Source organism: Bacillus sp. V2I10 (assembly GCF_030817055.1).
Classification (GTDB): Bacteria; Bacillota; Bacilli; order Bacillales; family Bacillaceae; genus Bacillus_P.
Genome location: NZ_JAUSYV010000001.1, coordinates 4,723,337 through 4,737,038 on the forward strand (window position 1 = coordinate 4,723,337; position 13,702 = coordinate 4,737,038).

Consider the following 13,702-nt stretch of genomic DNA (forward strand, 5'->3'; position numbering starts at 1 on the left):
GTTTGTTTTCTTTTTAACTAATCATTCTTTTACACTGCCGATTGTCAGCCCGCTAACAAAATATTTTTGGAAAAATGGATAAGTAATCGCAATCGGTAAGGTTGAAATGACTACCATCGCCATTTTTGCTGCATCTTGCGGAATGGTGGTTAATATTCCGGCTTGCTGACCATTTGTTAATGCATTCTGGCGAATGAATTCCAAGTTGCCCTCAACCTTCATTAAAAGAGATTGCAATGGAACCAGGGTTGGATTATCAATAAATAACAAGGCATTAAACCAATCATTCCAGTAACCAAGTGTACTGAATAATGCGATGGTTGCAATACCAGGCAAGGATAATGGCAAAACGATTTGAAAAAAGATTCTCCATTCACTTGCGCCGTCAATGCGTGCTGATTCTAATACAGATTCAGGTACCGATCTGATGAAAAAAGTTCGCATAATCAAAATGTAGAAAGCGTTTACAACAAGCGGCAGAATAAGAGCCCATATCGTATTTTTCAATTGCAGAACCTGAGTGGCCACGATATAAAAAGGAACTAACCCTCCGCCAAATAACATTGTAAAGAAAGCTAAAAACGTGAAAAATTTGCGATACAAAAACTGTTTTCTTGAGATTGCGTAAGCATAAAAAGAGATCGTCATCACACTTATTAATGTACCTAAAACTGTAACGAGTATCGTAATGAAATAGGATTGAAACAATTGATCTTTCATAGCCCATAAATATTGATAGGCAGCGGGACTCCATTTTTCCGGAATAATTTGGAACCCATTAGCGGCAAGCGTTTTTTCATCCGTTAAAGAAATCATAATAACATATATAAAAGGAAACACACATACCATGGCAAATCCGCCTAAGATCACATTCATGATTAGATTTGGGAAGCCATTTAATTCATGCGGGTTATATTTTCTTTGCCGCTTCTTTTTTTTCTGTACGTCAATCTTTACAGCCGGATCTTTTACTTGAGTATTTGCTGGTCCCACACTTTTGTCTCCTTTCTTATTAAAATAAGGCATACTCCTTATCAATCTTCTTAACAAGATAATTCGTCAGCATAACCAGGATAAAGCCAACGACCGATTGATAGAGTCCTGCAGCCGTGCTCATGCTTATTTCACCCATAGTCGTTAATCCTCGATAGACATAGGTATCAATTACATTTGTAACGGGATATAATGCACCGGAATCTCTCGGCACTTGAAAAAACAAACCAAAGTCAGAGTTGAAAATTTTCCCGACGTTTAAAATAGTCAAAATGACAATAAGCGGTGTAATCATCGGCATCGTCACATGGCGAATTTGCTGCCACTTATTGGCCCCGTCAATCATTGCAGCTTCAAAATATGTTCGATCAATCCCAACAATCGCTGCCAGATAGACGATGCTTCCGTACCCTACACCTTTCCACATTGACATAAAGATAAGAATGAAAGGCCAATATTCCGTTTCGCTATACCAAGAAACCGCTTCCAATCCAAACCACTCAAAAATTTTGTTCAACAATCCTCTATCTACACTTAAAAATGTAAAAACAAAATAACTAATAACAACCCATGATAAAAAATGAGGAAATAACATTCCGGTCTGATACACTTTTGCAAGTTTTTTATTCGCTAATTCACTCAGCACAATCGCAATAAAAACAGAAAGGATTAATCCTAAAATAATGAAGACTGCGTTATATAAGATTGTGTTTCTAGTAATTACGAAGGCATCATTTGTACTGAACAAAAATTCAAAGTTCTGAAATCCAACCCATTCGCTATTTAATACACTTGCCAAAAATCCTTCTGCATCGTAGCGAAAATTCTTAAAAGCAATAACTGTTCCAAACATCGGTAAATAAGAGAAAAATAAAAACCAAATCGTCCCTGGCAAAACCATGAGGAGCCACACACGATTTTTGTACACATTAACAAAGAAATTCTTGATCCATTTCATAGAGGCCCTCCCTTTCTTCTCCTATTCTTATTGTAAATTTGAACGCTTCTGGATAAAAGTTAACAATTTTTAGATTTGATGGACTAATTTAGGATTCCTTCGAAAAGTGAAAACACCTTGTTAAACCCTAGGGCAAGCTGCATAGAGCCAAGAAGTCCGGTTTTGTCTTTAAAGTGACCTCGGAGGAGCTTTCATGTATCCATTTAGTCACATTCAAATCTGTTTGTGTCCAAACCAAACAAAAAAAGCCAGCCCATTTAAGACTGGCTCTCATAACTATGCAGTGCTCTCCATTCTGTTGGAGTTACACCCATGCTTTTTTTAAATTGCTTATAAAAGTAAGTGGAGTCTGAATACCCTACCTTTTTTCCAATTTCCCCCGATTTCAAATGGGATTCCTTTAACATCATCTTTGCTTTCTCAATTCTCAGCTGATTAATATAATCAGAGAAAACACTTCCGACTTCTTTTTGAAAGAGCTGCCCTAAATAAATGGTGTTTACATGAAACTTTTGACTTAACGTTTTCAGGGAGAGCTCTTCATGGTATGAGGTCTGAATATATTGAAGAACACTATGGATAATCGGGCTCATTTGGTCATTTCGATTTTTTATTTGCTCCATAAGATTTTTTAAAAATGCGATCACCACATTTCGTAATTCAGTGATTGTATCCGCTTGAAGAACACTTGATGTCTCTTTTGCAAGCTTAATTAAATCATTTGGCAAATCGAGTGAACTGCGAATGGTGGACATTAATTCGATGGAAAAGCTTTTAGCTAATTGTGAGGTATCCAAAGATATCCGTTCAGAAAAATGATCGAAAGCAGAATGTATCCATTTCTCTACTTCACAGTGATTCCCCGTCAACACTTGTTTCAAAAGTTCCTGAAAGTTAAATGTCCGAATCATTTCTGTGGTCTCGGAGAACTTTTCTGCGTCCTTTTCAAGAATTAACTTTGTGCCCTCAGAAATGACAAATCTATATTTCAGGAGATCCCTGGTTCGATAAAAACTTAGAAAAATATCATCTGATGAACAATTTTCCTTTCCAAGAGCGATGAAATAATCGTGAACCTCCTGCTTTTGATCAAGATTCATTTGTAAATGATGTAAATCTCTTTCAACCTCATCAGGCCGTTTGCTTAACCAAATTAATATCATCTCTTCCTCTGGATTTAGCACACATAGACATCCCAAACATTCTTCAATCCATTTACGAATCCCTGATCGTTCTCCCCTATGGTGAGCTGCAAGTTCCAGCTGGACAATGGCAAATACGAGCGTTGAATCATGAAGATGAAGATCGTAAATGTCCAAACGTTTTTTTAATTCCTGGTGGCTGATATCCCTGTTTAACCATCTCCAGATTGCATTGTCTCTTAGCACATAGTAGTCTTCATCCTCGTGCTGTAATTGCTGAAGCTTTTCGATTGTATTACGTAATGTTGCAGCCAGCTCTTCTTCATCAATCGGTTTTAATAGATAGTTTTCAATTCCAAGTGAAATGCCCTTTTTAACATACTCAAATTCTTGGTAGCCTGACAGCACAATATATTTCATATGAGGCTTTATGACTTTTAAGGCTGTGATCAATTCTAAACCGTTCATTTGAGGCATCATGATATCCGTAAGAAGAATGTTGCATTCCTTTGTTTGAAGTGTTTTTAGAGCCTCTTCTCCGTCATAGGCATGCCCGATTATTTGAAGCCCGATATCTTCCCAATTAATAATTGATTTCATTCCTTCAATAATAAATGGTTCATCATCAACAAGAAAAACGTTATACATCCTGCTCATTTCCTCCTATTATTGGCATTGATATCTGGACTTCTGCTCCTGCATCGACTGCGCTGTCGATGATTAATCCGTACTCATCTCCAAATCTCAGCCTTATCCTTTGCAGGACGTTGGATAATCCAATCGATTCAAATGTATCATGTTCTTCTTTTAACCGCTTTTGAATGTCAGCTAATCGATCAGGTGCGATTCCTATCCCATTATCGCGAATCATGATGATTAATTGAGTTTGCTTCCTATGAACTCCAATGTATAGAAGATTCGTGCTTTCATGCTTTTTTAATCCATGAATGACATAGTTTTCGACAATGGGCTGAAGTATAAATTTAAGAATTTCATAGTTTAGTACCTGTTCCTCTATATCGTAATGTACATTTAAACGCTCTGGATAGCGCACCTGAAATAATTGCAGATATTGTTTCACATGCTCTATTTCATCTTGTACGGTGACCGCTTCACTATCTTTTAAAGAATAGCGGAATAATTGAGCTAAATAATAAATCATCGTGCTTGTTGTTTTTGACCCATCTGCGATTGCTTTCATACGAATCGCTTCAAGTGTATTATATAAAAAATGGGGATTGATTTGAGATTGCAAGGCTTTCATTTCGGCTTCTTTTTGTTTGATTTCTGAAATAAACATTTGATCGATATAGCGATTTAAATCCTCTGCCATTTGATTAAAGCTGGTTGAAATCATACTCAATTCATCTTTTTGATGAACATCTTGAATCCTCACATCCAAGTTTCCCTTTTGTACCTCAGACATGGAATGTTCGATGACCTGAATGCGTTTTGAGTATTTTCGCATAGCAATATAGGTAAGCGAAATGGCGACAGCCGTTAACAAAATCGTGATCAGCAGCATGGTCCGGTGAACAAGAGTAACGCCTTGGATTTCTTTTTCAGGAATTAGACCAACAATCATAAGCTGTGAGCGTTCATCTGCTAATGTGTTGACATAATAGGTTTCCCCTTTAAGTCTAGTCTTTTTTAAAATGGTTTGAAAATCAGGCTTACTTCCTTCCTTTTGTATCGAAGTTCCCTTTGAGGGATAGAGAAGATCACCTAAGTTATTATAGATAAGAACTGTCCCTTTTAATTGCTGCTGACGTAAATTAAGGAGATTCTCTAAACCTTCAAAGCTATAATAGATTGATATGTCACCAAGTTTTTTTAATGTGCCAGGGTCATTTAATTTCTTCGTGACATGGTAGCTGTTTTGAATGGATCGTTGACTGATATCATTTACAAGTCCGCTGGATTTCCTTTCAGATATGAGGAAATCTTTATCTAAATTCATTTCACTAACTTGATTAACTGACTGCGACCATCTGTAGTGATTAAAGATATACAAATATTCACTAAGGGTAGCATCACTGTTGATGCTGACCGCATTAACATCTGAATCTTGACTAAAGTAATTCTCAATGAATGTTTCGAGATCACTCGGTACAAAAGAACTGCTTTCACTGTAACGGTCAAGCCGATAAGAAAGATATTGATTATAATCGTGCTGCAAAGCGAATGAGATATCTTCAATAAGATCTGTTTTAAAATAGAGTTCCTTAAAAACACTGTCAACATAATCATGTTTGCGATTAAAATAAGTTTCCACTCTCTCTAGTATTCTCGTATTTGCATCCAATTCTCTTTGGACAACTACTTCTGTATAATACTGAGATAAAAGCGAAAACAGCAAAAACATACACAATAAAATAATGACAGAATATGTGAACAAAATGCGATGGAAAATCTTATTCCGCCATTCTCTTATTTTTAATAGCATAGCAGTTACACCCTCTATCATTGATCGATCTTTCTTTAAAGATGGCTGTGTTCGCAAAGATTGTTGTTTTCCGTAGTTAGGCATATTCACGTCTATTATTAGGATATCGTGCTTTTTTCTAATAAAATCGCTCTAAGCGTTCCCTAAAATAACGATTGAACATACTAAATACGATTGAAAAGCAACAAAGTTATAGAAAAGTGCCTTAAAGATAAAACAGACGCAGTACCGTAAATGGCACTACGTCTATTATAAAGAAACATAAAACGCTTTCATAGGCTGCATGTGAAACGGATAGCAAAGGTTTTAATTTCATATGGCTTGATTTTAAATGTGACACTTGAACATCTTTTTGTCTCTGACAGGGGCTCTTCCAGTAAATTCACTTCGTGCCATTCTTCTATTTTCCAATCAGAGGAAAGAGTAACCTCGCCTCTTCTTCCTTCAAATTCATGTAACCGAACGATCACCATGTCATTTCCCTCAGCTTTTTTAATGGCATCAATATGCAAGTTTTGAGAGGACAGAGAAATAAATGATTGGCTATAATCCGATAACTGACCCTTCTGTACAAGGAGCGGACTATTCAAAAACCAAGCTTCACGAACTGTCCCGCCTTCTCGCCAATCTCCTTTATGAGGAAGGATCGAATAAGTGAATTCATGATCTCCACAGTCAGCAGTTGGGTCAGGGTACATTGCACCCTTTAATAAAGACAGACGAAGAACATTTCCCTTAATGTCGTACCCATACTTACAATCATTAAGCAAGCTTACACCATATCCTGTTTCAGATAAATCTGCCCATTGATGCCCAACGCTTTCAAATCTGGCCATATCCCAGCTTGTGTTCCAATGATTCGGCCTCAATACATTCCCATATTGAATATCATAAGTCGCTTCTGTCGTTCTGACATCTACAGGAAAGGCAGCCTTTAGAAGCTTGCGGCGTTCTTGCCAATTTATATGCGTCTTGAAGTCAATTCGTTTAGAATGACCATAAACAATCATCTGCTGTTTGATTTTTGTTTGGTTATAGCTCCAAATAAACTGTACAATCGTGCGAATAGAACCACATTCAATCAATTCTATTGAAATAAGTTCTGTTACCTCCTGCATTTTTTCTTGGTAAAAGAGATCAATATCCCATGCATCATGTGCTAATGGCTTATCTTCAAAAATTTGCAGGACATTCGCCTTTGAACCTTCTGCTATCACCTCTCTCTTTTCAGACACATCATATATTCGAGTTAATTGGCCAGCATGATTCCAGGCAATTTCGTAGAAAGGTGTAGTTAAAGAATTCTGATTCATTTGAAATGGTGCTTTTACTATCTTTTTCTCTTTTAAGGAAGATGGACTAAATTCTAGCGCTATTCCGCCAAATGACGGGGTTTTAGTAAGTTTAACAAGCCAGCCCTCATTTGTTTGTTGTCCCGTTAATTCATTGCCCTTGTCATCATGCCAGCTCCCTTCCTTTTGATTATCATCATCAAAAGGTATGAATACCAGCTCCACACATTGCCAATGTGAGGAATTCCAGGCTGTGTAATGCTTCCCCGTGTTTGAACTTGTTAATTGAGCTGCTGCATGGTCTGTGAATTTTTTATGCTTTTTCCACGCCTCATCATACTCAAGTTTCGAGTCTTCATATACTTCTTTAATAGATGACCCTGGGATGATATCATGAAATTGATTTCTCAAGATGATCTTCCAGCCCTGGTCCAGTTCTTTCTTCGGATAGTGGCTCCATTCACTTTGAAGGGCATGCAATACTTGCAGCCACTCTGTTTCTCTATAGGCAAGCTCTAGCTTTCTATTCATTTTTTTATTATAGGCTTGGCTTGTATATGTTCCTCGATGATACTCTAAATAAAGCTCTCCATCCCAATCATGAACATAGCCTTCTGCTGCTTGGATGTTTTCATGAAGTCTTGTAAAATAATCACCTGCTTTTGAAGGCTTTACATGCGGCAAACCGGGCATCTTGTCATATCTTTTCCTAAATTCAAGCATTTCACGGTTGACTCCGCCGCCGCCGTCCCCATAACCATATGATAGAAGCAAGTCTTGATTTATATCTTTATCACGATAGGATTTCCAAGCTCCGTTAACTGTTTTAGCAGTAATCAAACCATTGTAGGTATAAAACCAAGAGTCATCTGAATTCCATGGTTCTGGCGTCGTTACAAAATGTGTCAAGATTTCACTTCCGTCTATCCCTCTCCACCTGAAGGTATCATGCGGCATCCGATTATACTGATTCCAGCTGATTTTCGTGGTCATAAACGTGGATATACCTGATTTTTTTAAGATTTGCGGTAAAGCCCAGCTATACCCGAAAACATCTGGCAGCCATAAATAACGACATGTGATCCCAAATTCCTCTTTCAAAAATTTACTGCCGTATAAAATTTGTCTGACTAGAGATTCTCCATTTGGAATATTGCAATCAGCCTCAAGCCACATGGCCCCTTCAGCTTCCCACATTCCTTCGTTAATCCGCATTTTTAATTGTTCATAGATCTCCGGGTAATCTGTTTTTAAATATTCGTATAACTGCGGCTGAGTTTGTAAAAAAACATAATCAGGATATTGTTCCATTAATCTTAAAACTGTAGAAAAAGATCGGGCCGTCTTTTCTCGTGTATGCTTTAATCTCCACAGCCAGGCGACATCTATATGCGTGTGGCCGATGGCATGAATCGTAACAGAATGATGTTTTTCAATTTGGTCCAATCGATCATTAAGTATGGCCCGAGCCTGATAACAAGACTTATAAAAGCAGCTGCTTCCAGGTTCCGTCCAATCAATTTCTTTGTAGCTCTGGTTCAGGGACGTTAACAATAACTGCTTTTCAGGCGCCTCTTCTCTTAATTCTTTGATAGTTTCATAGACAGCTTGTGAGGTGAAATAAAGATCATCTATTTGTTCATCAAGCCATGCAATCTCAGCAGTTCGAATTGTATATTCCTGCTCTTTCTGCGGTCCGCCTCCTTCAAGTCCTGACCATAAGCGAAAATCTAGCCGAATCGATTTACCAGCAGCTTCTTCTGGAAAAAAGACCTCTTTATGATTAGAATCCACTCCCTGAAATGGCTTTTGATTTAAAAATAAGAGAGACTCAAATCCGGAATTATTTCCTCCCCCTGTCCGGCCAAAGTCAAATAATCCAACTGCCTTTTTTCCTTTCCACTCTGCCGGAATCTCTAAATCTGTCTGAAGCCATAAATAGACATCTCGCCCTCTCCATTTGTCCCCAATACCAATTGTCTTGTCTGATGCTTTATCCGGCGGATAGGCTCCTATCTCCCCAGTATCTTGCATACAACTGAATGTTGATATCTCCTGTTTATGCCGGTACCGATATTCTGACAATTCCTTAATTCTAGCTTCAAGCTTATTTTCCGTATAAAACAAGGGTATTCTCCTTTCCAATGTCGGCTTTTACCTCTATAAATCTTTTGTAGCAAACATGCATGATCCAATACGCCGGAAATACCCCTGCTATAAAAGGGAACAGCCCTGGCATCGACTTAAGCAAATAACCAATAAAAAACAGACCGATTCCCATCAATATAGTCGTTTTAGGACTCAGAATTGCGAGAATAAACGGTTGTTTGATGTATTGAAAAAATGATAAATGATAATGAACATATAATGGAAAGAAGTAAATAAGTGTTAACACAAATAAAAAGGAGACAAAGATTAAAAAGAAATAGAGGATGACAGACCACGTTCCCTGCATGGTAAAAGCAAATTTCAAATCAATATACAAAAACGATCCTATGCCTAAAAAGAAAATTCCCAATTTGTTAGCAGGCATAAATTCTTTTTTAAATGTGTCTTTAAATACTTTCCATATAGAAAAATCCAAATCCTTTTGTACCCATTTTCTTGTAACCGTAAATAAGGCAACTGTGGATGGAAAAAGACCAAACACTCCAATGCCCAGCAGTGTAAATCCTATCCATAGCACGTTTGCGACAAGAATTCTCCAAATCCACTCACTTGCTTCCTGGACAAATTTGCCCATGATACTGTCATCTCCTTTTTCGGTGGATACCAGGATATAAGTTCCCGATATTCATTTATGTTTATCTAAAGCGCCGCCCCCGCTATGTCACACGGTGCTTCGGCTTTTAAGGGGAACCCTGGATGGATTCCCCTTAATTCTTGACTATGGAGCAGGATAACCAAAAACTTCAAATTCATAGATTCTAGCTGCCTGGTCTCCCCCTTGAGTAGGCTGATCAATCCATAGCCTTACATATCTTGCTTCAGTCAATCGTATACTATGTTCGGAAACATCTGCTGTGTTATCTGCCGCTTTAACAACCTCAGACCAATTTTCACCATCCGTACTTCCTTCAATTCTAAAAGCTTTTGTATTAAAGGCATTTGGTTCTCCCCCAGCCCCAGCATGGTGAAGGACGAATTTAGAAAGTACGTGATTTTTGCCAAGGTCCACCTTTAACCAATGAGGTGCATCCCCAAGAGCACACCACTTACTCGATGTTGAACCGTCAATTGCAAATCCTGGACCTTCAGATGAAGCACATTGACCATCAGCAGCAGCTTGCTTATTCAATGCTGCATTCGTAACATTATTTGCTTCTTTTGAGATCGTAATATAGGCATCCTTAGTGACAATATCTTCCCCTTCACTATTTTTTGCCACTAAAGTAACAGAGTAAGTTCCTTCTGCTTCATACGTAACAACAGGTTTTGCGTCTGTGCTGCTGGATGGTGATCCTCCTTCAAAACGCCATTCAAGCTCCTCCGTCACTTCTGATGATTGATTCATAAATTGAATCTCTTCACCTGGTGCTGCCAGTGTTTTATCTGAACTGAAATTCGCTTTCGGCATTGGATAGGGTGGCCAATCAAATACATCTTCAGCAGAATTGCTGCGCTGATTTCCTTTATAAACACTTTTTACTTCCAATTCGGTCTTCGTCTCTTTTCCCTCTCGTTTTAAATCAGAGAGATAAAAGTGGTTGTTTGGAGTTCCGCCTAGCCATTCTTTATCACCATTTGGCAACACCCGATAAATTTCATAGTAATCTGCTTGTTTGTTTCGTTCCCAGGTCAGAGAAACATTTGCATAAATCCCATTTTGGAATTCCGTTTCTTTTATCATGACATTTTCAGGTTGAACTTTTTTTATGTCATCTTTTTTGTTAGTGACTTTTATCTCACCAATATTAATATCGATTGCTTCTTGTCGGTCAAATTTGAGTGAGATGGCAGCGATTTCTTTTCCCTTAAACCTTTTCAGTTTAATCTTTTGAGTCACCCATTCTCCTTGGGCTTCTTTTTTCACATCGAAAAATTCAAAGTGATTCGGTTTGTCTAAGAAACTAATGCCAACCTTCATATTTGGTTTTGCAGATTTATAGGTAATCGAAAGTTCCGTATCCTTCTCAACCGGAAGCTTTGTCTTGTACAATTTAATATGGGATGATTCATTCCCCTTTATTTCACCTGACACTTTTAGAGAACTTCCACCTGTATACGCTTGGTTCCAATCAAATTGAACAGAGATTGGTGTTCCTTCAATCAGCCATCTCCAAGTTGGAAGGATATCCTGCAAACTTCTGTTGTTCCAGGATTTATGACTCAGCATATTTCCTTCTACGGCAAAAAATTGTCCGCTGCCAGTATTGAAATTAGTCACAAATGGCAAATGAGTAATTGCCGTTTTATCTGTAAAGTAGTGAGACATTCCTTTCCAATCACCATTTCCATCCGTACTGGAAGGATCCCCTTTTTGGCCAGACCAGAAATCCTGTTCTTTTTGATAAAATTCATTCATTGTTTTAGAAGAGTTAAAGGTCCAATCCGGACGATAAATTCCTAATGAAGTATTTGGACTTTTTCCTTCCGGGAAAATTCCATTCCATGGAACTTTTGTTTGTGTTCCTTTTGCTTCTACGTCAATGCCCGTATATAAATCATAGGGGGATCTTCCGATTTCCTTAGCTTTTAAGTTAGATGCTTCCTGGTTTTTCCACCAGAAGTTCAAAAACATACTATCGGATACCCGGTTATTTCCATCTTGCAGAAAGGCGTTATTTTTATCAGTTAAGGCATTCTGCCAGTTAATTCTGCCATCCTCTGTCATCGAGTCATACCACATAATGTGCATGCCATCTTTTTTATTTTTTTGAAGGTACATGAGAAACTCTTTCATTTTTTGAGCGGTTTCTAGGCTTCCGCCTTCTGTTTCCTGGTTAATAAACCAGCCATCAAATCGATAATATTCGGCTGCTTCCAGCAATTTATCTGCTGCAGGAAATGAACCGTCTGCACGTTGCTCAAGCATTTGATTCAACCACTCTATTTTCCCTCCATAAACAGCAGGAGGGAAGAAAACATTCCCTAAAATCGGAACACCATTTTTGTGGGAAGAGTCAATCACATCTGCACTTGGAGGAACAATGATGCCTTCGCCGGATGAACCTGCCCAATACACCATTAAATCGACATACTGCCAATAGCTGAACGTGTTGGCAAAGAATTCTTTCCCTCCTTGAGAAGGTACACCGCTAGTGTTTTTGTTTAACGCTGATAATGCAACAAGCTTTGCTTCTGATTGAGCATTGCTGTTAACATTATAAAGCGTCTCCCTATCTGCTAAAGGAATTGTGCTCCGATTGAATGGAGCATCAGGATCACTTTCAGGACTCCATTTAAGGAGTTGTTCTGGAAACCAATAAGATGATTCCGGCTGTGCTGCAAAGCTGCCGGATGGCATAAAGATCACAAAACAAACAGCTAGAAAAGCAACAATGGAACATAACCCCTTTTTAGACCGAACCATGCCTTACATCCCCTCTTCATTATTTATTTTGAAGCCATTGATTCAGCGGACTTCCTTTGACTGTATATCCGCAAAGACTTAAAACAAATTCACTGAACATAGAGTTTGCCCATGAAAACCACTCTCTTGTGTACTCCTTTGGATCATCTGAGTTAAACCCTTCATGCATATAGCCTGTATCTCCATCCGTTTCTTTAAAAACAGATAATATTCTTTGTTTTTCAGATTCCTCTTGTGCTGTCATACCTTGAATTGCTAAGGCGATATGCCATATATAATGATCTGGGGTATGCGGACTGCCAATTCCACTTGCCAATTTCCCCTCATAATAATAAGGGTTATCCCGGCTCAGCAAAAAATGTCTCGTATTTTGGTAGGTTTGATCGTTAAAATCGCAATAACCTAAATATGGAATCGAGAGAAGGCTAGGAACATTCGCGTCATCCATTAAGTTATAACCTCCCCTGCCATCTGTCTCATAGACGTACATTTCTTCATAGATAGGATGGTTGATCACACTATATTTTTTTATTCCCTCCTCGATTTCACAAGCCAATTGCATGCATTCTTTAGCAAGTTCGGAATCAAGCAAGACCTGAAGACAAATTTCAGCAGAATATTTAAGAACCACAACCGCAAACATGTTGGCTGGAACAAGGTAACCATAGTGGCAAGCATCATCACTGGGACGAAATGCACTCCAAGTCATGCCGGTTTTTATTACCTCTGATCCCATACCACTGCGCGTGAGTGTGTCTGATTGCCGAACATTTTCACGTTCGAAACGGTATGCTGATTTATTCTCATGATTTTGTTCTACTTTCCACACGTTCAAAATGCTTTTTAATCCCGCTTTGTAAGAATCGTTTAAATGAGAAGTACGTCCCGTTGATTTCCAAAGCAGATAGGCAAGCTGCAATGGATAGCAAAGGGAATCTACTTCATATTTTCTTTCCCAAATATAAGGAGTCATGTCTGTTAAATCGCCTTGGTGACCCTTACCGCTTGGGGTTTCATTAAACGCATTTGCATAAGGATCATGGTTAATGAACTGAAATTGTTTAGAAACAACACCTTCAATCATTTCTGCGATTTGCGCGTCTTCTTCAGCTAAGATGAGATAAGGTCTCACTTGTGCTGCTGAATCTCTTAGCCACATTGCCGGTATATCACCTGTAATTACAAAGGTTGTTCCATCTTTTTGTGGTTTTAAAGTTGTTGTATAGGTATTAATAAAACATTGTGCAAACATCTCCTGAAGTTTTTGATCATTCGGAAAATGTTCGTTCACTTTTAAAATTAGTTTTTTCATTGACTCAGGTATCGTTGCGTTCACAT

8 protein-coding genes are annotated in these 13,702 nt (G+C 38.2%); all 8 read right to left on the reverse strand.

The genetic code is table 11. From position 1 onward, the window contains the following. Positions 1–21: 21 nt before the first annotated feature. Entirely contained in the window at positions 22–876 is an 855-nt protein-coding gene (locus QFZ72_RS23935; protein ID WP_307439972.1) for a carbohydrate ABC transporter permease, read from the reverse strand. A gap of 136 nt (positions 877–1,012) precedes the next feature. Next, complete coding sequence (locus QFZ72_RS23940; RefSeq protein WP_223440222.1) at positions 1,013–1,951, reverse strand: ABC transporter permease; 939 nt, start codon at positions 1,949–1,951, stop codon at positions 1,013–1,015. Positions 1,952–2,208: 257 nt separating this feature from the next. Continuing rightward, positions 2,209–3,741 (reverse strand): response regulator transcription factor, encoded by a 1,533-nt coding sequence (locus tag QFZ72_RS23945; RefSeq protein WP_307438452.1) that lies wholly within the window; start codon positions 3,739–3,741, stop codon positions 2,209–2,211. Then, positions 3,734–5,539, reverse strand: a complete 1,806-nt coding sequence (locus QFZ72_RS23950; protein ID WP_307438453.1) for a sensor histidine kinase — start codon at positions 5,537–5,539, stop codon at positions 3,734–3,736. The genes QFZ72_RS23945 and QFZ72_RS23950 overlap by 8 nt, the downstream gene beginning before the upstream one ends. 272 nt (positions 5,540–5,811) lie before the next feature. After that, positions 5,812–8,958: an alpha-mannosidase gene (locus QFZ72_RS23955; RefSeq protein WP_307438455.1), complete on the reverse strand. Its 3,147-nt coding sequence runs from the start codon at positions 8,956–8,958 to the stop codon at positions 5,812–5,814. After that, positions 8,939–9,574, reverse strand: a complete 636-nt coding sequence (locus tag QFZ72_RS23960; RefSeq protein ID WP_307438457.1) for a YesL family protein — start codon at positions 9,572–9,574, stop codon at positions 8,939–8,941. Before QFZ72_RS23960 ends, QFZ72_RS23955 begins: the two co-directional genes overlap by 20 nt. Before the next feature lie 144 nt (positions 9,575–9,718). Further along, complete coding sequence (locus QFZ72_RS23965; protein ID WP_307438459.1) at positions 9,719–12,364, reverse strand: endo-beta-N-acetylglucosaminidase; 2,646 nt, start codon at positions 12,362–12,364, stop codon at positions 9,719–9,721. 19 nt (positions 12,365–12,383) lie between these two features. Beyond that, positions 12,384–13,700, reverse strand: a complete 1,317-nt coding sequence (locus QFZ72_RS23970) for a glycoside hydrolase family 125 protein (RefSeq protein ID WP_373464627.1) — start codon at positions 13,698–13,700, stop codon at positions 12,384–12,386. Positions 13,701–13,702: the final 2 nt, after the last annotated feature.

Coding starts and splice junctions, on each gene's coding strand:
- QFZ72_RS23950 (WP_307438453.1), bottom strand. CDS start 5,539: ATGCTATTAAAAATAAGAGAATGGCGGAATAAGATTTTCCATCGCATT.
- QFZ72_RS23960 (WP_307438457.1), bottom strand. CDS start 9,574: ATGGGCAAATTTGTCCAGGAAGCAAGTGAGTGGATTTGGAGAATTCTT.
- QFZ72_RS23945 (WP_307438452.1), bottom strand. CDS start 3,741: ATGTATAACGTTTTTCTTGTTGATGATGAACCATTTATTATTGAAGGA.
- QFZ72_RS23935 (WP_307439972.1), bottom strand. CDS start 876: ATGAATGTGATCTTAGGCGGATTTGCCATGGTATGTGTGTTTCCTTTT.
- QFZ72_RS23940 (WP_223440222.1), bottom strand. CDS start 1,951: ATGAAATGGATCAAGAATTTCTTTGTTAATGTGTACAAAAATCGTGTG.
- QFZ72_RS23965 (WP_307438459.1), bottom strand. CDS start 12,364: ATGGTTCGGTCTAAAAAGGGGTTATGTTCCATTGTTGCTTTTCTAGCT.